This is a genomic window from Alkalibacterium putridalgicola, from assembly GCF_900109825.1.
GTDB classification, from domain to species: domain Bacteria; phylum Bacillota; class Bacilli; order Lactobacillales; family Carnobacteriaceae_A; genus Alkalibacterium; species Alkalibacterium putridalgicola.
Genome location: NZ_FOBL01000001.1, coordinates 1 through 22,559, shown reverse-complemented (window position 1 = coordinate 22,559; position 22,559 = coordinate 1). Strand labels below are relative to the sequence as shown.

Annotated in this window: 17 protein-coding genes and 2 pseudogenes; 18 read left to right on the top strand and 1 reads right to left on the bottom strand. The window is 43.8% G+C overall.

Going from position 1 to position 22,559, the window contains the following annotated elements:
- Nucleotides 1–15: 15 nt before the first annotated feature.
- From BMX84_RS00095 to BMX84_RS00015, 17 genes and pseudogenes are all read left to right on the top strand, one after another.
- Nucleotides 16–4,347, top strand: a complete 4,332-nt coding sequence (locus BMX84_RS00095; protein ID WP_091485698.1) for a PolC-type DNA polymerase III — start codon at nt 16–18, stop codon at nt 4,345–4,347.
- Between the two features lie 165 nt (nt 4,348–4,512).
- Nucleotides 4,513–4,983 (top strand): ribosome maturation factor RimP, encoded by a 471-nt coding sequence (gene rimP, locus BMX84_RS00090; RefSeq protein ID WP_425528532.1) that lies wholly within the window; start codon nt 4,513–4,515, stop codon nt 4,981–4,983.
- 40 nt (nt 4,984–5,023) lie between these two features.
- Nucleotides 5,024–6,059 (top strand): annotated as a pseudogene (nusA, locus tag BMX84_RS00085) (transcription termination factor NusA); the annotation flags it as partial.
- Nucleotides 6,060–6,585: 526 nt separating this feature from the next.
- Nucleotides 6,586–6,882 carry an RNase P modulator RnpM gene (rnpM, locus tag BMX84_RS00080; protein ID WP_091485690.1) on the top strand — a complete coding sequence of 99 codons (297 nt, stop codon included), beginning with the start codon at nt 6,586–6,588 and terminating at the stop codon, nt 6,880–6,882.
- Nucleotides 6,872–7,171, top strand: a complete 300-nt coding sequence (locus BMX84_RS00075) for a YlxQ-related RNA-binding protein (protein WP_091485687.1) — start codon at nt 6,872–6,874, stop codon at nt 7,169–7,171. The genes rnpM and BMX84_RS00075 overlap by 11 nt, the downstream gene beginning before the upstream one ends.
- 22 nt (nt 7,172–7,193) lie before the next feature.
- Nucleotides 7,194–9,626 (top strand): translation initiation factor IF-2, encoded by a 2,433-nt coding sequence (infB, locus tag BMX84_RS00070; RefSeq protein ID WP_091485685.1) that lies wholly within the window; start codon nt 7,194–7,196, stop codon nt 9,624–9,626.
- A 29-nt stretch (nt 9,627–9,655) separates the two neighbouring features.
- Nucleotides 9,656–10,012 (top strand): 30S ribosome-binding factor RbfA, encoded by a 357-nt coding sequence (gene rbfA / locus BMX84_RS00065; RefSeq protein WP_091485682.1) that lies wholly within the window; start codon nt 9,656–9,658, stop codon nt 10,010–10,012.
- Between the two features lie 124 nt (nt 10,013–10,136).
- Nucleotides 10,137–11,060 (top strand): tRNA pseudouridine(55) synthase TruB, encoded by a 924-nt coding sequence (gene truB / locus BMX84_RS00060; RefSeq protein WP_091485679.1) that lies wholly within the window; start codon nt 10,137–10,139, stop codon nt 11,058–11,060.
- Nucleotides 11,061–11,062: 2 nt separating this feature from the next.
- Nucleotides 11,063–12,019 carry a riboflavin biosynthesis protein RibF gene (gene ribF / locus BMX84_RS00055; RefSeq protein ID WP_091485676.1) on the top strand — a complete coding sequence of 319 codons (957 nt, stop codon included), beginning with the start codon at nt 11,063–11,065 and terminating at the stop codon, nt 12,017–12,019.
- Between the two features lie 162 nt (nt 12,020–12,181).
- On the top strand, nt 12,182–13,210 hold the full coding sequence (hrcA, locus tag BMX84_RS00050) for a heat-inducible transcriptional repressor HrcA (RefSeq protein ID WP_091485673.1): 1,029 nt from the start codon (nt 12,182–12,184) through the stop codon (nt 13,208–13,210).
- A gap of 20 nt (nt 13,211–13,230) precedes the next feature.
- Nucleotides 13,231–13,812 (top strand): nucleotide exchange factor GrpE, encoded by a 582-nt coding sequence (grpE, locus tag BMX84_RS00045; RefSeq protein ID WP_091485671.1) that lies wholly within the window; start codon nt 13,231–13,233, stop codon nt 13,810–13,812.
- A gap of 26 nt (nt 13,813–13,838) precedes the next feature.
- Entirely contained in the window at nt 13,839–15,674 is a 1,836-nt protein-coding gene (gene dnaK / locus BMX84_RS00040; protein ID WP_091485668.1) for a molecular chaperone DnaK, read from the top strand.
- A 138-nt stretch (nt 15,675–15,812) separates the two neighbouring features.
- Nucleotides 15,813–16,973, top strand: a complete 1,161-nt coding sequence (dnaJ, locus tag BMX84_RS00035; protein WP_091485665.1) for a molecular chaperone DnaJ — start codon at nt 15,813–15,815, stop codon at nt 16,971–16,973.
- 390 nt (nt 16,974–17,363) lie between these two features.
- Nucleotides 17,364–19,187: a translation elongation factor 4 gene (gene lepA, locus BMX84_RS00030; RefSeq protein ID WP_091485662.1), complete on the top strand. Its 1,824-nt coding sequence runs from the start codon at nt 17,364–17,366 to the stop codon at nt 19,185–19,187.
- A gap of 223 nt (nt 19,188–19,410) precedes the next feature.
- Nucleotides 19,411–20,380: pseudogene (locus BMX84_RS00025) on the top strand (transposase); the annotation flags it as partial.
- Nucleotides 20,381–20,465: 85 nt separating this feature from the next.
- Nucleotides 20,466–20,717 (top strand): hypothetical protein, encoded by a 252-nt coding sequence (locus tag BMX84_RS00020; protein WP_091485655.1) that lies wholly within the window; start codon nt 20,466–20,468, stop codon nt 20,715–20,717.
- 44 nt (nt 20,718–20,761) lie between these two features.
- Nucleotides 20,762–21,592 (top strand): RES domain-containing protein, encoded by an 831-nt coding sequence (locus BMX84_RS00015; protein ID WP_091485652.1) that lies wholly within the window; start codon nt 20,762–20,764, stop codon nt 21,590–21,592.
- A 95-nt stretch (nt 21,593–21,687) separates the two neighbouring features.
- Here BMX84_RS00015 and BMX84_RS00010 read toward each other — a convergent pair whose 3' ends face one another.
- Nucleotides 21,688–22,182, bottom strand: coding sequence for a hypothetical protein (locus BMX84_RS00010; RefSeq protein ID WP_091485649.1), 495 nt, complete (start codon nt 22,180–22,182; stop codon nt 21,688–21,690).
- Nucleotides 22,183–22,357: 175 nt separating this feature from the next.
- Here BMX84_RS00010 and BMX84_RS00005 point away from each other — a divergent pair.
- Nucleotides 22,358–22,559, top strand: a 202-nt coding sequence (locus BMX84_RS00005) for a hypothetical protein (protein WP_143058645.1), incomplete at its 3' end; no start/stop codon positions are given.

Genomic DNA, 22,559 nt, shown 5'->3' with positions numbered 1-22,559 from the left:
AAAGAAGGATCGAATGTGAGCTTAAGTAAACAGGAATTATTTCAAACCCTCTTGAAACAAATCGGATTTTCTCCTTCTCCAGAGGAAGCGGAATGGCTGAGAGAAGGAAAAGTAGAATCCGTGACCGTATATAAAAAACAGAGAAAATGGCACATCACCTTAAAACTGATGAACATTTTGCCTTTTTCTCTCTTCTTGTCTCTGAAAAATGCATTAAAAGCCTCTTTTGATGTTTTATCCGAGATCGAATTGTCCATACAGACGGAAGAGCCGGTAGTCACTGAAGAAAAAGTCCAGCATTACTGGAAATATGCCTGTCACCTGAGTGGGGTGGATTCGCCGATCTGTAACCGGGCATTTGCGGAAAACTATCCGACGAAAGACGGCAATCACTGGGTCTTTCTGATCGATCAGGAACTGGCTAAAGATAAATACGAGAATGACTTTCTTCCTAAAATCTCTCAGAGTTATCATCAGCTGGGCTTCCCCAAGCAGTTCAAACTCACACCTGTCGTCGATTCCCATGCTCACCAGAAAAAAGTCGAGCAGTTCAAGCTTCAAAAAGAAGAAGACGACCAGATCATGGCGCAGGAATACACGCGTCTGGTAGAAAAAGCTGAAAAGAAAAAAGAAGAGAACAAAGAAATCAAAGCGGATGGTCCGATAAAGCTGGGACGACCGATCCCCGCGAATGAAGAAATCAAACAAATGATAGCCATTGAAGAAGAAGAGCGTCGCGTCACCCTGGAAGGGTATGTCTTCGATTCGGAAATCAGAGAACTGCGCTCAGGCCGCAAGTTGCTTATTTTTAAGATCACAGATTACTCCTCGTCCTTCTCATGCAAACGATTTTCCAATAATGAACAGGACGAAGCCATGTTCGAACGGATCAAACCGGGGACTTGGGTCAAGGTCAGAGGAAGCATTCAGGAAGACACCTTTATGCGCGATCTGGTCATGAACGTCCAGGATATCACTCAGACTTTTCATGCGAGCCGAAAAGATACATATCCGGAAGATAGAAAACGGGTCGAGCTGCATGCGCACACGAACATGAGTCAGATGGATGCCACACCAAGTGCAACAGATCTTGTCAAGCAGGCGGCTGAGTGGGGACACAAGGCTATAGCCATAACGGATCATGGTGTTGCTCAGTCGTATCCGGAAGCTCATTCTGCCGGCAGCAAGAACAATGTCAAAATCATTTACGGCGTGGAAGCCAATCTGGTGGATGACGGTGTGCCCATTGCCTATAATGAATCAGAAGACGATCTGCATGAAGCCACCTATGTCGTGTTTGACGTGGAGACCACAGGCTTGTCAGCTATTTATGACAACATCATCGAGCTGGCCGCTGTCAAGATGCATAAAGGGAACGTGGTGGCAGAGTTTCAGGAATTCATCGATCCTGGACATCGTTTATCGAATACGACTATCAATCTGACAGGGATCACGGATGAAATGGTCCGCGGGTCGAAATCGGAAAAAGACGTGCTGGAACAGTTCAAGGCCTTTTCAGAAGGCAGCATTCTAGTTGCCCATAACGCAACCTTTGATATGGGCTTTTTGAACACCGCCTATAAAAAGCATGATATGCCGATGTCTGAACTGCCGGTCATCGATACCCTTGAATTTTCACGCTTCATCAATCCGACCTTTAAAAGTCACCGCCTGAACACCCTTGCGAAAAAATTCAAAGTGAATCTGGAACAGCATCACCGGGCCATTTACGATTCACAGACGACGGGACAGCTGCTCTGGATCTTTGTGAAAATGGCAAAGAAAGAATATAATATCGAACGCCACAGTGAACTGAACCAATATATGGGCGGGGGAGATGCTTATAAAAAATCTCGTCCCAGTCACGTCACGATCTGGGCAAAAGATCAGGCCGGGCTCAAAAACCTGTTCAAGCTAATTTCCGGTTCGCTGGTCGATTATTTCTACCGGGTGCCTCGGGTACCGCGGTCATTTTTGGACAAGTACAGAGAAGGTCTGATCATAGGATCCGGTTGTGCACAGGGCGAAGTCTTTGAAGCCATGATGCAGCGCGGGTATGAAGAAGCCAAAAAGAAAGCTGCTTATTACGATTACCTTGAAATCATGCCTAAAGAAGCCTATTTGAATCTCATCAACCGCGAACTGGTCAGAAATAAAGATGACCTGGAAGACATCATCACAAATATCGTGAAGCTGGGTAAAGAACTGGACAAAAAGGTCATCGCGACCGGAAACGTGCATTTCGTGAACCCGGAAGACGGTGTCTACCGCGATATCCTGCTTGAAACACAAAATAAATCGCATGTCAGCCAGCATAAGAATCCGCCGGTGTATTTCCGGACCACGGATGAAATGATGGAAAGCCTGGCCTTTTTAGGCGAGGAAACAGCAGAAGAAGTGGTGATCACCAATCCGAATGAATTTGTCGACAGTGTCACGGATGATATCACACCTGTGAAACAGGACCTGTACACGCCGAAAATGGAAGGGTCCGAAGAAGAGATCCGTAAAATGAGCTACGATAAGGCGCATGAACTGTATGGTGAAAATCTACCGGAAATCATCGAAGCCAGGATCGAGAAGGAACTCGACAGTATCATCGGGAATGGCTTCTCGGTTATTTACCTGATTTCTCAGAAACTGGTGCATAAAAGTGTGGAAGACGGCTATCTGGTTGGTTCCAGGGGGTCGGTCGGCTCCAGTCTGGTCGCTACCCTGACAGGGATCACCGAAGTCAATCCCATGCCGCCGCATTACCGCTGTATTGGATGTAAGCACTCTGAATTCTTTACGAACGGTGAATACGGCTCCGGTTTCGATCTCCCTGAAAAAGCCTGTCCCAAGTGTGGAGAGTCTTTATACAGAGATGGTCAGGACATTCCCTTTGAGACATTCCTGGGCTTTAATGGAGACAAAGTTCCCGATATCGATCTGAACTTCTCCGGTGAATACCAGGCGAGAGCCCACTTGTATACGAAGGAACTGTTTGGAGAAGAGTATGTTTATCGTGCCGGCACGATCGGTACCATTGCCGACCGGACAGCATTCGGCTTCGTCAAAGGCTACGAACGCGACCATCAGCTGAATTACCGTTCGGCTGAAGTGGACCGGTTGTCCAAAGGTCTGACTGGTGTCAAACGGACGACAGGCCAGCATCCGGGCGGGATCATCGTTATCCCGGACTATATGGATGTCTATGATTTCTCTCCGATCCAGTTCCCCGCGGACGATCAGGAGTCCGAATGGAAAACGACCCACTTTGACTTCCACTCGATCCATGACAATGTCCTGAAACTGGATATCCTGGGTCACGATGATCCGAGTATGATCCGTATGCTCCAGGACTTATCGGGGATCGATCCATTAGACATCCCGGTCAATGATCCGGATGTCATGAAACTGTTCAGCGGGACAGAAGTTTTGGGCGTTACAGAAGAGCAGATCTTCTCAAAAACCGGAACGTTAGGCGTCCCCGAGTTCGGTACGCGTTTCGTTCGTCAGATGCTGGAACAGACGAAACCGACGACCTTTGCGGAACTGCTCCAGATCTCAGGTTTGTCTCACGGGACCGATGTATGGCTTGGGAATGCTGAAGAACTGATCAGACAGCACAATATCCCCTTGTCGGAAGTTATCGGGTGTCGAGATGACATCATGATCTATCTGCAGCATAAGGGATTGGAAGACGGTCTGGCCTTTCAGATCATGGAATATGTCAGAAAAGGTCGCGGGATCCCTGATGACTGGCAGAAAGAAATGCGAAACAATGACGTCCCGGAATGGTATATCGCTTCCTGTCTGAAAATCAAGTACATGTTCCCTAAAGCCCATGCCGCTGCCTATATCCTTATGGCTCTGCGTGTGGCCTACTTTAAAGTGCACCATCCTTTATATTATTACGCGGCTTACTTTTCGATTCGGGCCAGTGACTTCGACCTGGAAGCCATGTCCAAAGGGAAAGAAGGCATCAAAGCTTGTATGAAGGAAATCACCGCTAAAGGCATGGATGCATCGACGAAAGAGAAGAACCTTTTAACTGTGCTTGAAATAGCGAATGAAATGGTCGAACGCGGTTTTTCATTCAAGATGGTCAACATCGATGAATCGGACGCGAAAGATTTTCTGATCCAGGACGATGCCCTGCTGGCACCGTTCAGAGCTGTCCCTTCGCTTGGTGGAAGTGTGGCCAATGCTATCGTGGAAGCCAGAAAAGACGGACCTTTCTTGTCTAAAGAGGACTTATCCAGAAGAGGGAAAGTCTCTAAAACAGTCATGGAATACCTGGAAACCAATCAGGCGCTGGTAGGCCTGCCTGATGAGAATCAATTATCGTTATTTGATTTGTAATGTAAAAGTGTCAAAGTTGCGACAGCGTCGTATCTATGGTACACTGATAACGAATCGAGCGAGATAGACTGAGGAAAGAGTGAGCGAATCCGCTCACTCTTTTTCACAGCCTTTATTTAAAAAGAAATTAACCGGACAGTATGTCTGAGAGGAGTGAAGATGTCGTTGAATACAGTGGAAAAAGTGAAAGAATTATCTCGACCTGTGGCAGCAGACCTTGGGTATGAGCTAGTCGATGTCGAGTATGTAAAAGAAGGTAAAAACTGGTTTTTACGTTTATATATCGATAAAGCAAACGGCGTAGATCTGGATGATTGTGCTCTGTTCAGTGAAAAAGTTGGAGAAATGTTGGATGCGATCGAACCAGACCCGATCCCTCATGCTTATTATCTGGAAGTCTCTTCTCCAGGTGCTGAAAGACCGCTTCGTTCAGACGAAGATATGAAAAACGCAGTGGGTCAGTATATCCATGTCAAGTTACATGGTGAAATAAATGGCCAGAATGCCTATGAAGGCACACTGAAAGAGTGGCACGACAGTCATATCATATTGACCATCAAAGATAAGACCAGACGTAAAGATTTGGAGATCGAAAAGAAACACATAGCTAAGGCTCGATTAGCTATCGAATTTTAAATCCACACTGCGTCAGGAAATGATTAAAAGGAGTAAAAATATGAGTAAAGAATTAATATCTGCTCTTGAGACTTTAGAAAAAGAAAAGGGTATTTCTAAAGAGGTTGTTATCGATGCACTTGAAGCTGCCCTTGTATCAGCGTATAAGCGCAATTATGGGACGTCTCAGAACGTTGAAGTCGATTTCAATGAGAAGAAAGGCTCGATCACTGTTTATCAGGTCAAGGAAGTCGTTGAAGATGTCTATGACTCACAGCTTGAGATCAGCTTGGAAGAAGCGCGTGAACGCAAAAAAGCGTATGAAATCGGAGACAAGATCAAATTCGAAGTCACGCCGAACAACTTCGGACGTATTGCTGCTCAGACGGCCAAGCAGGTCATCATGCAACGTATGAGAGAAGCTGAACGCTCGATCATATACAATGAATACATTCAGTATGAAGACGACCTGATGACTGGGACAGTAGAACGACAGGACAACAAGTTCATCTACATCAACCTAGGTAAAGTTGAAGCCGTTCTGTCCAAGCGTGACCAGATCGAGAATGAAACCTATGAAACGCATGACCGCATCAAAGTCTACGTCAGCAAGGTCGAAAACTCGACGAAAGGCCCGCAGGTTTTTGTCAGCCGTACACATCCTAACCTGATCAAACGTCTGTTTGAACAGGAAGTGCCGGAGATATATGATGGCATCGTTGAAATCGTGTCGATCGCCCGTGAAGCCGGCGACCGTTCCAAGATCGCTGTCTTCTCCCGTGATGAGAACGTTGATCCGGTCGGTACCTGTGTCGGGCCAAGAGGCTCACGTGTACAAGCTATTGTAAACGAGCTGAACGGTGAGAACATGGATATCGTTGAATGGGACAAAGATCCTTCAGTCTACATCAAGAATGCTCTGAATCCAGCGCAAGTCGTTGATGTTCAGTTTGACGAAGACCAGCACTCCTGCGTCATCGTCGTTCCGGATTATCAGCTGTCGCTGGCGATCGGCAAGCGCGGTCAAAATGTGCGTCTGGCAGCGAAACTGACAGGATTCAAGATCGATATCAAATCTGAATCCGACATGGAAGCTCTGGCGGAAGAGTCTGATGAATTGAAAGATGATTCATTCTTTGAAGCGTTGAGTGAAAACGATGCGGATGCAGCGAATGACCTTGAATCGATCTCTGAGGCACCTTCACTATTTGAAGATGACGAATCTACAGATGTAAAAGCCTACAATGATGACAATGTATCGGATGATGCAGATTCAACTGTATTAGCCGAAGACAGTAATCAGATGGACAGACAGCCTGGAGAACCAGTCATGGAAACAGACTTTCAGACCGGCGAACTTGATCCCAATGATACCGAAGACTTGATCGAATTCGCAGAAGAAAGAGACGGCATGGGCGAAGAAGAAGGTTATGAAGCGTCAATGGAAGAAGTTGAAGAAGCGACTTTTTCAGAAGACGATGAGCCGACACCTACAAGCGGTGGACAAGGCGAACCGCCGTTTACTGATAACGAGGAAAGAAGATTCCCGGAGAATCAGGAGACGACCTTCTCAGATGATGAAACGATTGGAAAATAATATAAAGCTGAATAAGGTGGGGAATTATGCAGAAGCGTAAGATACCTATGAGAAAATGTGTTGTCTCTGGCGAAATGAAACCAAAGAAAGAAATGGTCCGCATCGTCAGAAACAAAGAGGGAGAAGTTTCCATCGATCCGACAGGCAAGAAAAACGGACGCGGGGCTTATGTTTCCCTTGACACTGAACTCGTGAAAAAAGCAAAGAAAAAGAAAAGCCTTGACCAGGCACTCAATGCACAGGTCGATGATTCTTTCTATGACGAACTCGTCGACTACATTGAATACAAGCAGGCAAGAATGGAAATCGAAAATGAACAATAAAGAACGAGGTTTGAATCTTTTAGGATTAGCGCAGCGTGCTGGCAAACTGATTTCAGGTGAAGCATTAGTTCTTCAATCCGTAAGATCGAACAAGGCGAAGATCGTCTGTCTTGCGTCTGACGCAAGCGACAATACGTCAAAACAATTTTTGAATAAGTGTGAGTATTATGATGTGCCCCTCGTAACAGCATTTACGCGGGAACAGATCTCTCATGCTTTGGGGAAGGACCGGACAGTATGTGCCCTCATGGATGATGGTTTCAAGCATTCCCTTCAAAAATTGCTCTAATTAAGAACGGGAAGGTGATTATATGGGCAAAAAGAGAGTCTATGAATTCGCAAAAGAAAACAACATGGCTAGCAAAGACGTGTTGGATAAAGCAAAAGACATGGGATTCAACTACAGCAGTCATATGACGTCGATGGAAGACAACGAGGTCAGAGAACTGAAGAAAGCTTTCAGCCAGAAAGAGACTAAAAAGGACACGAAAAAAGAGACACCGGCTAAGCAAGAGAGCCAGTCTAAAAAACAGGGTCAGCCGAAACAGAACAAGCCGGCAAAGCAGTCGAGTGACTCAAAAAAACCGGCCGGCAAACGCGACGCGCGTCAAAATACGAATCAGCGTCAAAATAGTCAGTCCAAACCGGCTAACAAAGCAAAACAAACATCCCAGTCTAACCAGTCAAACAAAAATAATGAGAAAAATTCTCAACACAGTAAAGGAAAAAAGAATATAAATAATAAAAAAACGTCATCTCAACCAAAAAACACTACAAAAAAAGCAGCGCCTAAGGCCAGCAAGAGCCAGACGCCGGAATTGCCGAAGCGTACGACTGATGAGAAGCAGAAACAGTCATTTGAAAACAAACGCAGACGTAACTCCAGACAGCACAGAGGGATCCATGGCGGACCTGCCGGTGCTAGAAGACGCAAAGGCAGAAAGAATCAGAAGCCGCAGACGCCTGCGACACCGCGTAAGCATAAAGAGCTGCCGGACGTGCTGGAATATACTGACGGCATGACCATTGCTGAATTAGCGAAAAAGCTTCACCGTGAACCGGCTGAAATCGTGAAGAAACTCTTCATGATGGGTGTCATGGCTACACAGAACCAGTCGCTGGATAAAGACACGATCGAACTTCTGGCTACTGAATACGGCATTGAAACAGAAGAAAAAGTACAGGTCGATCTGACTGACTTCGATACGTTCTTTGATCAGGAACCGAATGAAGAAAACATGGTCACACGTCCACCGACTGTTACGATCATGGGGCACGTCGACCACGGTAAAACGACCTTGCTTGACAGCCTGCGTGAAACCAAAGTCACCGAAGGCGAAGCCGGCGGGATCACACAGCATATCGGTGCCTACCAGGTCAAAGAGAACGGCAAGACGATCACATTCCTTGATACTCCTGGACACGCGGCGTTCACAACAATGCGTGCACGCGGTGCAGATGTCACGGATATTGCGATCATCGTCGTTGCTGCCGATGACGGCGTCATGCCGCAAACCGTTGAAGCCATCAACCACGCTAAAGCTGCCGAAGTACCAATCATCGTTGCAGTCAATAAAGTGGACAAGCCGGGAGCAAATCCGGACCGTGTGATGCAGGAATTGACTGAATATGGTCTCATTCCAGAAGCGTGGGGCGGAGAAACGATTTTCGTTCAGATTTCAGCTTTATTCAACCAGAACCTGGATGAACTGCTTGAAATGATCCTGCTTGTTGCTGAAGTTGAAGAACTTAAAGCAGATTCTAAGCGTCTAGCTATCGGTACAGTGATCGAAGCCCGTTTAGACAAAGCGCAAGGTTCTATTGCCACGCTGCTTGTACAAGAAGGTACACTCCGCCAAGGTGAACCGATCGTTGTCGGAAATACGTTCGGTCGCGTGAGAACGATGACCAACGACAAGGGACGCCGAGTAAAAGAAGCAGGACCATCCACACCAGTTGAAATCACTGGTTTGAACGACACACCTCAAGCTGGAGACCGCTTCGTCGTCTTTGAAGATGAAAAGACAGCGAGACAAGTCGGTGAAGCCAGAGCAGCTGCTGCAACAGAAGCGCAGCGTGCAACGACGAATAAAGTCACACTTGAGAACCTGTTTGAAAGTCTTGAAGAAGGCGAACTGAAGTCAGTTAATGTTATTATCAAGGCTGACGTACAAGGTTCAGCTGAGGCTTTAGCAGCCAGTCTTGAGAAAATCGAAGTCGAAGGTGTCAAGATCGATATTATCCACACAGGAGTCGGAGCGATCAACGAAAGTGACGTGACACTTGCCTCTGCAAGTTCAGCGATCATTATCGGATTCAATGTTCGTCCAACCGTTCAGGCCAAAGAAAGCGCGAGCCGTGAAGAAGTAGATATCAGAACGCATAATGTTATCTATAATGCCATCGATGAAATCGAAGCGGCAATGACGGGTATGCTCGATCCGGAATACGAAGAACAAGTGACTGGTCAAGTTACTGTTCGTGAAACGTATGACGTAACTAAAGTCGGAACGATCGCCGGTTGCTTCGTTACAGACGGTGTCATCAAGCGCAGCAGTTCTATCCGTCTGATCAGAAACGGCGTAGTGAAGCATGAAGGCGAACTTTCAAGTCTGAAGCGTTTCAAAGATGACGCGAAAGAAGTCAGAAACGGCTACGAATGTGGTCTGACGATTGAAGGATACAATGATATCGAAGTCGATGATGTTATCGAAGCCTTTGAAATGGTCGAAATCAAAAAATAAGACGAAGAAATTAAGGACAGGTGAATAATATGCCTAACTATAGAGTGGGTAGAGTATCACAGGAAATACAGAAGGAAGTCACTGACATCCTGCGCAAGCGTGTCCGTGATCCGCGTGTCGAAGGTGTGACCGTAACGGGCGTTGATGTTACAGGTGATCTGCAGCAGGCAACGATCTATTACAGCACACTTTCTGACGACAAAGACAGCGTCAATCAGACACAGACGGGTCTTGAAAAAGCGACAGGTCTGATCAGGAAAGAATTGGGTAATCGACTGTCTCTTTATAAGACGCCTGAATTAACGTTTGCCCGCGACGAATCTGTTGCATACGGCAGCAAGATCGATCAGTTATTGAACAAAATAAAAGAAGAGCAAGACGAATAAGTCTATAAGTAAGATTTGAAGTCGTTTTTCTTAGCAAAAGAAAAGAGGAGAATCTTTGTTTAGTGAACATTGATTCTCTTTTCTTTTGTAAATTTTTAATATGGAATAGATCAAGGAGGATACGATGGAAGGATTATTACCTATATGGAAAGAAAGAGGCATGACAAGTCACGATTGTGTTTTTAAATTAAGAAAAATACTTAAAATGAAAAAAATCGGCCATTCCGGCACGCTGGATCCGGATGTTGACGGAGTCTTGCCAGTAGCGATCGGTAAAGCAACAAAAGTCATCGAATACATGATGGATTCTGAAAAGATCTATACCGGAGAGATCACGCTTGGATTCTCAACGACGACAGAAGACCGTTCGGGCGAGATCGTTGAAAAGGAACCTGTGAGCAGTGAAATCGATGAAGCGTCTATCGACAGGGTATTATCCGAATTCGATGGGGTCATCACGCAGACACCTCCGATGTATTCCGCAGTGAAGATAAACGGCAAACGCTTATATGAATATGCCAGAGAAGGAAAAGTCATTGACAGACCTTCCAGAGAAGTGATGATCCATTCCTTCGACCGGACATCCGACGTAAAGAGGGATGAGGAGAACGCCACATTGTCTTTTTCTTTCAAGGTCGTATGCGGCAAAGGAACCTATGTGAGGACCCTTGCAGTCGATGTCGGCAGAAAACTGGGTGTTCCATCACATATGTCAGATCTGACCAGAGAAGCAAGCAGTGGCTTTGACCGAGAAGAAGCATTGACGCTCACTCAGATCCAGTCACTGGTCGATGCTGGCAGCATTGATGATCACATTCTTCCGCTTGAACGTGCACTCGTTCATATGCCGAGATATGATCTGACTAAAGAAGAATACCTTCTGGTCAAAAACGGAAGCCGTCTTGAACGGGAGAAGTATATGAAAAATAAAGAAGACGAAATCGTCTTCTATTATATGGACAAGGCCGCAGCCATTTATAAGGTCCACCCGACCAAGAAAGACCTTATAAAACCGGCAAAGGTTTTGAGAAATGAAATGGTGGTGTAAAGATGGATATCAGAAGAATTCATCATCCCTATAAAAAAGAAGAGATAGGCAGCGAAGAAATCGTTCTGGTCTTAGGTTTTTTTGATGGCGTACACCGAGGGCATCAGGCGGTTATCAGCCAAGGTGTAGAAATAGCAAAGGAAAAAGGACTGAAATGTGCTGTCATGACGTTCAACCGGCACCCTGCTTTTGTCTACCGCAGTTTCGATCCGGATAAACATACGTATCTGACGCCTCTTGATCGTAAAGAAGAGATCATCAGAAATTTAGATGTCGATATTCTTTATGAAGTGGCGTTCACTGCACGCTTTGGCCGCTTGTCTCCTCAGGACTTTGTCGATCAGTATATCGTTGGATGGAATGCCAAAGTCGTTGTCGCCGGCTTTGATTATACCTACGGAAAAGCAGCAGAAGCGAATATGAACACCATGCCGGTATATGCAAAAGGGCGATTTGAAATCGTCAAAGTGGATAAAAAAGTCGATGCAGAAGATAAAATCAGTTCAACGCGTATCCGCCGGTATATCAGTGAAGGAAAACTGAAACAGGCGAATGAACTCCTCGGTTATATCTATGAAACGAGCGGATTCGTCATTCACGGAGATGCCAGAGGAAGAGACCTTGGATACCCGACTGCAAACATCTATCCTCACCCCTATGTTATGGTACCTAAACGCGGAGTTTATGCCGTTAAATTATGGGTAGACGGAAAATGGCTGGATGGGATGGCATCGATCGGTTACAACCCAACATTCGGACATCGACCAAGTTATTCCATAGAAGTACATATCTTTGAGTTCAATGAAGATATATACGGCGAGGACGTCAAAGTGAAATGGGTCGATTATCTGAGAGATGAAGTAAAATTCAATTCTGCCGAAGAGCTGATCGAAAGACTGGACCAGGATGAACTGGATGCTAAAGAAAGTTTGTCAAAGGTCAAAATAAATCAGATTTAATTGTTGACAGTAATCAATAGATTTGTTAAATTATAGATGTGTTAGCACTCGATAACTTCGAGTGCTAATTTAATGAAAGCTCACAGAAACAAAGCGCAGAGGACCTTTACTGTGCTTTGCCTAGTCTCTAATGATGCAGGATGCATCAAGGAGTGATTACACATGTTAACAAAGAGACAATTAATTATTCTAGATGCTCTCATTCGACTGTATACATCAACGGGTCAGCCGATCGGTTCGAAAACCATTCTGATCGACACGGCTATCGAAGCCAGTTCAGCTACGATAAGAAATGAACTGAGTCAGCTTGAAAAGCTGGGATTCATTCAGAAGACACATTCGTCGTCTGGAAGAATACCTTCTCTCAAGGGATACCGTTTCTATATCGACCATCTTATGCGGCCGCAGGAAGTGGCTAAGGATAAGATGAAGATCATCAGTGACGTATTAGGGAACCATGTAAAGCAAATGGACGATATCATGCATCAGTCGGCTCAGCTATTGTCTGATCTGACAAATTACACGGCTATTGTCTTGGGACCAAGGGCTGAAACAAGTCGCCTGACTGGGTTTAGACTTCTGGCATTGAATGACAACCATGTCATGGCTATCATTCAGACAGACAAAGGGACGATAGAAAATAAAGTATTCCGCATGCCTAAGACGATCAATGAGGCTGATCTGGTAAAAGTCACTAACATATTCAACCACCATTTAGTTGGTCATACGTTAACTGAAGTGGCCAGAAGACTCCAGCGTGACATTCCTCTCTTGATCAGGAAATACGCGTCAAATGCCGCAGAAATGTTTTTATCCATCGAATCAGTCTTTAAAGAATCAACTGAGTCGAGACATCACATTTCCGGCAAACTGAATATTCTGGATTTTTCTGAGAATATTGACACCCAAAAACTGAAATCGTTGTATACGATGCTGGACAGCAGTGGCGATCTATACGCGCTGGTCGATCAGATCAATGATGACTTCGTTGTAAAAATCGGGGAAGAAATAAATCATGACTTACTGAAAGACTTCAGTCTGGTCACGACGACCTACAACGTGAGAAGCTATGGAAAAGGTGTCATCGCAGTACTTGGACCAACGAGTATGGCTTATGACGAAACGTTCGGTGTACTTGATGTGTTTAGAAAACAGTTGACACACACACTACTGGAGTATTATTTAGAATAATCAGGAAATGAGGAAGAGTTGTGAAAGATAATAAAGAGAAGCGCAAGCAGGAAGAGACAGACGAAACGTCACAGGAAGATGCTGCTGAGAAAGAATCAGTGATCATCGAAGAAGAAACAGCAGGCACAGATCCAGCTGGAAAATCAGAACAGAGTGAACTGGATAAAGTTTACAAAGAACTGGATGACGTGACTGACCGTTACCTTAGACTTCAGGCAGAACTGGCTAACATACGCAAGCGCCAGGAGCGTGAACGTCAGGATCTGCGTCGTTTCAGCTCTCAGTCACTGGCCAAGGAACTTATTCCTGTTCTGGATAATCTGGAAAGAGCCTTGACGATAGAAGCTGATACTGAAGCTGGAGAGAACCTGAAAAAAGGAATCGAAATGGTTCACAGCAGTTTCCTTCAGGCTTTTGAAAAAGAAGGGATCGAAGTGATCGATCCGTTGGGCGAACCGTTCGACCCTAACTATCATGAAGCCTATACGCAAGTACCGGCTAATGAAGGTCAGGAAAGCAATGAAGTCGCTCAAGTATTTGAAAAAGGATATAAACTGCACGAACGTGTCTTACGTGCTGCAAAAGTATCTGTTACATTATAAAAATCAAAGTAAAGGTGAGATAAATCATGGGAAAAATCATTGGTATCGACTTAGGAACAACAAACTCAGCAGTTGCCGTTTTAGAAGGCGGAGAAGCTAAAATCATCCCTAATAAAGAAGGGAACCGTACAACACCATCTGTCGTTTCATTTAAAAACGGCGAAGTACAAGTGGGCGAGGTTGCTAAACGTCAGGCGATCACTAACCCGAACACGGTCAGCTCGATCAAACGTCACATGGGTGAAGACTACAAAGTTGAAGCAGAAGGCAAGAGCTATTCACCACAGCAGATCTCAGCATTCATTTTACAGCACATCAAAGATTATGCTGAAGACTATCTAGGTGAAACAGTAACAAATGCTGTTATTACTGTCCCTGCTTACTTCAACGATTCACAGCGTCAGGCAACTAAAGATGCCGGTAAGATCGCTGGACTTGAAGTAGACCGTATCGTTAACGAACCAACAGCTGCATCACTGGCTTATGGTCTGGATAAAGTAGAAAAAGATGAAAAAATCCTGGTCTTTGACTTAGGCGGCGGAACATTCGACGTTTCTATTCTTGAACTGGGCGACGGTGTCTTTGAAGTTATGGCTACTGCCGGTGACAACCACCTGGGTGGAGATGACTTTGACGAGAAGATCATCGATTATCTTGTTGCTGAATTCAAAAAAGAAAACGGCGTAGATCTGTCTAAAGACAAAATGGCTGTTCAGCGTTTGAAAGATGCTGCTGAAAAAGCTAAAAAAGACTTGTCAGGTGTTTCTCAAACACAAATCAGCCTGCCGTTCATTTCTGCCGGCGAATCAGGTCCATTGCACCTGGAAATCACTCTGACACGTGCTAAATTTGATGAAATCACAGACAGCCTGGTTGAACGTACGAAACAACCTGTCCGTCAAGCATTGAAAGATGCCGGTTTATCAAAATCAGACATTGACGAAGTTATCCTTGTTGGTGGATCCACCCGTATCCCAGCAGTCGTTGATACAGTGAAAAAAGAAACAGGAAAAGAGCCTAACCGTTCAGTCAACCCTGACGAAGTTGTAGCGATGGGTGCTGCGATCCAGGGCGGCGTCATCTCAGGTGATGTGAAAGATATCGTCCTGCTTGACGTTACACCGTTATCATTAGGTATCGAAACTATGGGCGGCGTATTTACTAAACTGATCGACAGAAACACAACGATCCCTACAAGCAAGTCACAAGTCTTCTCAACAGCTGCTGACAATCAGCCAGCCGTAGATGTACACGTGCTTCAAGGTGAACGTCCAATGGCTAAAGACAACAAAACACTTGGACGCTTCCAGTTAACGGATATTCCACCAGCACCACGTGGCGTTCCTCAAATCGAAGTATCTTTCGATATCGACAAAAACGGTATCGTCAACGTATCTGCGAAAGACTTAGGTACAGGTAAAGAGCAGAAGATCACGATCAAATCTTCTTCTGGTCTATCTGATGAAGATATCGAACGCATGGTCAAAGAAGCGGAAGAAAATGCTGAAGCAGACAAGAAACGCAAAGAAGAAGTAGAACTGCGCAACGAAGCTGATCAGCTAGTCTTCCAGATCGACAAGACCTTGAAAGAACTGGAAGGTAAAGTCGACGAAGCAGACGTCAAAAAGGCTGAAGAAGCCCGCGACGAACTGAAAGCAGCCTTGGAAAATGATGACACTGAAGAAATCAAGACGAAACGCGATGCCTTGAACGAAATCGTTCAAGAAATGTCAGTGAAATTATACGAACAGGCAGCTGCTCAGCAAGAAGCTGAAGGCGCTCAAGCTGGAGACTCAGCTGAAGCTGGTTCTTCTGACGATGTCGTAGATGCAGACTTCGAAGAAGTAGACGACGAAGAATAAGAAAGTCGATAACAAAAAGGAGAAAGCACTTAGTTTAAGTTTTCAAAAGTGCTTTCTTTCTTTTTGGTATCCATCTGATCGTTCTTTATCGACGTGAGAGATGGTTTACCGGATCGATCATAACGATGGAGGAATACTATGGCTGAGAAAGAAGATTTTTATGACCTGCTTGGTGTCTCGAAAGATGCCTCCCAGGATGAAATAAAAAAAGCTTACCGCAAGCTTTCAAAGAAATATCACCCGGATATCAACAAAGCAGACGATGCGGAAGATAAGTTCAAGAAGATATCTGAGGCATATGAAGTATTAAGCGATGAACAGAAACGAGCAGCATATGACCAGTATGGACATGCATCTACCGATCCGAACTTTGGAGCCGGCGGCGGTTTCGGTGGTGGTTTCGGAGGCGCTGGCGGCGGATTTGGCGGCGGCGGTTTCGAAGACATCTTTGAACAATTCTTTGGCGGTGGCGGAAGACGAAGAAATCCGAACGCTCCGCGTCAAGGTGAAGATCTGCAATATGTAATGGATCTGGAATTTAAAGAAGCGATCTTCGGAAAAGAAACAACAATCCGCTATAACCGAGAAGAAGAATGCGATAACTGTAACGGCAGTGGAGCAAAACCTGGAACAAGTCCACAGACCTGTTCAACCTGTCATGGTGCCGGGCAAGTGAATGCTGAAAGAAACACACCATTCGGCCGTGTCATGACACAGCAAGTCTGTCCGACATGTAATGGAACAGGAAAAGAAATAAAAGAAAAATGCCCGGTCTGTCACGGTGACGGACACACGAAACAGCAGCATTCTGTAAAAGTGACGGTACCTGCCGGTGTGGAAGACGGTAATCAGATGCGTCTTCAGAATCAGGGAGATGCGGGTGAAAACGGCGGACCTTACGGCGATCTGTATGTCATTTTCAGAGTGAAAGCATCGAAAACATTCGAACGCAGAGGGTCAGAGATCTACTATGAACTGCCGATAAACATGGTGCAGGCGACTCTGGGTGACGAACTGGAAGTGCCGACCGTACATGGCAAAGTCAAGTTTAAGATACCGGCTGGAACCCAGCCCGGCACGACTTTCCGTTTAAGAGGAAAAGGCGCACCACGCCTTAGAGGAACGGGCAACGGGGATCAGCACATCAAAGTGAAGGTCGTCGTACCGGACAAGCTGACTCAAGACCAGGCTGAACACTTGCGAAAATTTGCTGAAGCCAGTGATTACGATAACGTCGTTGAACAAGGAGACAGCTCATTTTTTTCGAAAGTAAAAGACGCCTTTAAAGACAAACGCTGAATTTCAGGAAAAGCGTAACAAGCCGTTTTGACCTCGACAAAAATTGCTTTTCAACTAGCATGTTCCTACTTAGTTGAAAAGTACCAGGGGAGCATAGCGACCGTGGTTACCTTTTAATCGATCACAAAGCTTGATATTGTTTCACTAGTGTAGTCGGTCAACATGCATAAACTGGTAGCATATTTCTCTTTTTTGTGAGAGGTCAGGCTAGTTTTCGCTGGACAGGAAAAGCGAAACAAGGTAAATAACATGTTATTTGAAAAGAAGAGGCCACTCTTAGCGATTTTGAGAGTGTTCCCCTTCTTTTTGTCTTAGTGAAAGTAATTGTACTCTGCCTTAATCGTTGGTATAATAGGATGGAATGTTTTAGAGGAATGAGGAAACAGAGAAATGGATAAAAAACAAGCGCGAGCACGACAGAAACAAATCAGAAACTTTTCTATCATCGCACATATCGACCATGGGAAATCGACCCTTGCTGACCGTATTCTTCAGCTGACACACACCGTTGCTGACCGTGAAATGCAGGACCAGTTACTTGATTCGATGGACTTGGAACGTGAACGTGGTATCACGATCAAATTGAATACAGTTGAAGTGATCTATAAAGCCAAAAATGGCGAGACCTATATCCTGCACCTTATCGATACACCGGGGCATGTGGACTTTACGTATGAAGTGTCCAGAAGTCTGGCTGCCTGTGAAGGGGCCGTTTTAGTCGTCGATGCAGCTCAGGGCGTGGAAGCACAGACTTTAGCCAACGTTTATTTAGCCTTGGATAATGATCTGGAGATCCTGCCAGTCATCAATAAAATCGACTTGCCCGCTGCCGATCCGGAACGTGTCCGTAAAGAAGTCGAAGACGTTGTCGGACTCGATGCCAGTGAAGCCGTATTAACGAGTGCCAAGACCGGGATCGGTATCGAAGAGATCCTGGAACAGATCGTCGAGAAAGTTCCCGCACCTGAAGGGGATATCGACAACCCACTGAAAGCTCTTATTTTTGACTCAGCTTACGATCCTTATAGAGGCGTCGTTTTAAGTATCCGTCTGATGGATGGCACACTGAAAAAAGGCGACACGATCAAACTGATGAGTAACGGCAAGACCTTTGAAGTCACAGAAGTCGGGGTATTCTCGCCTAAGCCGATCGAACGGGATTACTTGATGGTCGGTGACGTAGGATATGTCACAGCGAATATCAAGACCGTTCGTGAAACACGTGTCGGTGATACGGTGACTTTAGCCAACAACCCAACAGAAAAAGCACTTCCAGGTTACCGTCACATGAATCCGATGGTATTCTGCGGAATGTATCCGACTGATTCTTCAAAATATGAAGATTTAAGAGAAGCGCTTGAACGCCTGCAGCTGAATGATGCAGCTCTGCAGTATGAAGCAGAAACATCTCAGGCATTAGGCTTCGGTTTCCGCTGTGGTTTCTTAGGTATGCTGCATATGGATGTTGTCCAGGAACGACTGGAACGTGAATTCAACTTGGACTTGATCACGACCGCGCCTTCCGTTATCTACAAGATCAATAAGACGGACGGTGAAACGATCATGGTTTCCAATCCGTCAGAAATGCCGGAACCTCAGGAAGTCGAGACGATCGAAGAACCGTATGTCAAGGCCACCATCACAGTTCCCAATGATTACGTTGGAGCAGTCATGGAGATCTCTCAGCGTAAGCGTGGAGAATTCTTGACAATGGAATATCTTGATGACGTCCGAGTGAATGTCATGTATAACATTCCGCTTTCTGAAATAGTTTATGACTTCTTTGACCGCCTGAAATCAAGTACCAAAGGCTATGCCTCGCTTGATTACAGTGAAGCGGGGTACCGTCAGAGTAATCTTGTGAAGATGGACATCCTGATCCATGGAGAAAGAGTGGATGCATTGAGCTTTATCGTGCATAAAGACTTCTCCTATGACCGCGGACGTTCAGTCGTTGAACAGTTGAAGAAAACCATTCCACGACAGCAGTTCGAGATCCCGATCCAGGCGACTATCGGACAGAGCATCGTCGCCCGTTCGACTGTTAAAGCTTACCGTAAAGATGTTACAGCCAAGCTGTACGGCGGGGACGTCACACGTCGCCAGAAACTTCTGAAGAAACAGAAAGCCGGTAAGAAACGCATGAAGAATGTCGGGAATGTAGAGATCCCGCAGGAAGCTTTCATGGCCGTTCTTGACCTGGATGAAGACTAAACGTTGATATATCAATAGATTTGACAATTGATTAACCTTATAAATTGGAAACTTCCATCATTTTGCCATCATTAGACGGCGATTGGTGGAAGTTTTTTGGTTGTACAATAAAGGACGTTGGTGAGAGAGAATCTCACTAACGTCCTTTTATCTATATTAGAAAACAAGTGAGTTCTCCTGTAGAATAATAGTCGACGAAAACATCACCTAAGGAGGAACTCACTTGCCTACTACAAATGATATGCGAAACATTCTAGATATTCAAGATAAACATCTCACTTTTTTTGGTAATTGTGTCACCAAAGGTGACTTTAAGGGGAGGAAATGTAATTTCATTGACTGCACATTGTCTTATGTTCCTGAAGAATGTTCACGTAGGCTGCAGTATCTATAAAAACGGCACTCAGACCTCTCGGGTAATCTTTCCCATGGCGGGGATCTTGCCTACATACTTGCGTATCAGAAAACAGCGCTTTATGTGCAAGGGCTGTGGTAAAAGTTTTACCGCTCGGACACCCATCGTTGAACGTAATTGCTTCATCTCGAATTACATAAAAGTACAAATTCTGACTCAATCCGGTGAAACCCGATCGATCAAAGATATAGCCAAGGAAACGAATGTATCAGAAGCGAGTGTTCAGCGTGTCCTTACAGCAGAAGATGAACGTTACCGGCCACATTACTATTCACTTCCCGAAAACTTGTCTTTTGACGAATTTAAATACGCCAGTGGGCGCATGGCCTTCGAATATATTGATGCGGAGACGGGCGATATTATGGATATTTTGCCCTCTAAAGACAGTCGTTTTGTCACTCAACATTTCTTGTCTCGGTACAGCCTCAAGCAAAGAAGCGAAGTGAAGACGATAACGATAGACATGAATGCCAGTTATATGAGCTTCATACCCACTCTATTTCTTAACGCTCATGTGATCATCGATCGTTGCCACATTATCCAACATATTAATCGCTCCATGAATAATACACGGGTGACAATAATGAACCAACTGAATAACTCAAATGGCGAAGATCAGAAAAAGTATCGACGGTTAAAACGCTACTGGAAGAAGCTACTTAAGAAAGAAAACAATATCACTTATACTACCTATACCTTCTACCGCCTGTTCGGTCAACGAACTGAAGCAGCTATTCTATCGGAAATACTTGATTACGATTCAACGCTCAAGGCCACCTAATTGTTGAGTAAATTAAAATACATTGGCTTGAAGGTAGTCATATGTGACCAGCTTTTTTATTTTGTCAAGACAGGAGTATGCTATGGGGGAAAATCTGACAATCTATATAGAAAAAAAGTTAAATAAATACAAAGTGTTTGTTAAAGTTGGAGGTGTCATGGAGGATGTAGAAATTCATAACGAAAAAACATTAATTATATTGGCGAAATCTTCAGATGAGGCCATCAATAAATGGTTAGAAAAATATGACCTTAATAATAGCGAATATCTAAGTAAAGGAAAGGACGGCGTTGGTTGGAGTTACTATTATCCTATCATATGTGAAAGTATTTAAAAGTGAATCAGCGTATAGTATACTTCTATTATGGAGGGAACTATATGAGTATAGAAAAATATGGTGTTCAATTGAGCGAGTATCTTTTTAATGTAGAAATACACGAACTTTTAGATAAAATTGATTCTTTTAAAAAACTAAATACAAGAAAAATGAAGCGTCAGGATATCACTAATGAAATTAATAAAGTACTTTCATTTGATAATAAAAGTGTTCTTTTATCTTTTATTAGTAGTATTCCAGAGGGAACTGCTCTTTACAGAATTAGAAAGCTAGAAAACGCAGAGTTTCCAAATAAAGATTTTAAAATATTACAAGATGCATGGAATCCACCTGGAAAATTTGTCAAGAGACAGAGACTCAATAAAACTTTTGAATCCCTGTTATATACTTGTTTTGATTTAGAAACTGCTATCGAAGAAACCGAAGTTCATGAGGAAGATGCTTTTGCTCTCATCTGTTATGAATCTATAGATGAAATAAAAGCAATCAATATAGGCATTGAAAATGACTATTCGTCATTTGATAATGGTGAGAGATTAAAATTAAGAATATTGAGTGGTTTTTTAAAAGAAGAGTTTACTAGAGATGTAGGTAAAGGTAAAGAACACTTATATGAGGTTTCTGAGATAATTGCTAAGTTTTATTTTGATCTCCCACCAAGGGATGTTCAAGATGCATGGCTGTATCCATCTGTAGCTAACAAGCCAACACACAATCTATGTTTAAGACCCGACATCGCAAAAGAAAAATTAAAATTACAAAATGTATTGATAATTGATGGATACAAAAACGTGGACAGCGATATCTTAATTAATGTGAGAAACAACTTAATAGGTCAAGGTAAAGGTTTTGTATCTATAATGAAAAATTAAAAATGTATGATCACATAACAAGAGGAAGTTTCAACTCAAACTGTGAGGCAAATGAATAAACCGCCTTTTTCAAGGCGGTAAGGTATATTCATATATTAAAGTGTAACTAAACTAATTGGGTAGATGTTTTCTTCAACATAATAAAAATACATTTCATCATCACTATCTATGTTAGACATTTTGTGAATGCAATTAGTTATATGATAATTATGATCAAGATAATCATCGGGTGTTAATGTGTAAACAAACTCAACTAATTTTGATAATAAAATTGATGGATTATCAACAAGAGTTTTGAGCTTCTTTTTATCTTCATCTACATGTGCCATTCTTAAGAACCTATCTCTAATAAGTTCATCCATATCATTTTCTTTAAATAGCAAAATATGATCTTTGAGTTCGTAACCTTTAATGGGATGAGACTTGAAAGCTAAGCGCTTAGTAGATCCTCCGTTTTTTACTTTTTGTAAGAAATTTCCAGTGTAGAGAATGTTATCAATTTTGAAGACCAACGCTAAATCAAATCCATCTTGTTCATAGTTTATTATGTCTAAAACATGCTCTAAAAGAATCATCTGTTTAAAATTCATTATTTCACCTCCTTTTTATAGTAAGTACTTACCAATTTTCTTGTTTTTTCGTGCTGTTTTAATGCAACTATCGTTGCTCTATCAATTAAAATGCAAAAAGGCACCTCTTCCCCCCTTAATCTGATAAAATGAAGTTCACCAAAACAAACATTCATCACTTAAGGAGTGAAAAGAGATGCCTAATCTACTTCAGATTATCATGTATTTAGTTAATAAAATCAAGTGGCAAAACAGTTTAATTCAACTTTTAAATGATTATATTACCTGGCTGGAAGATGCGGGTGATCGTCAACCTAAAGGGACAGATATCACAAAGCTTGATTACAACAAATTGACCCTTGATGATCCACCGAAAGTTGTCACAATTGAACGGGCAG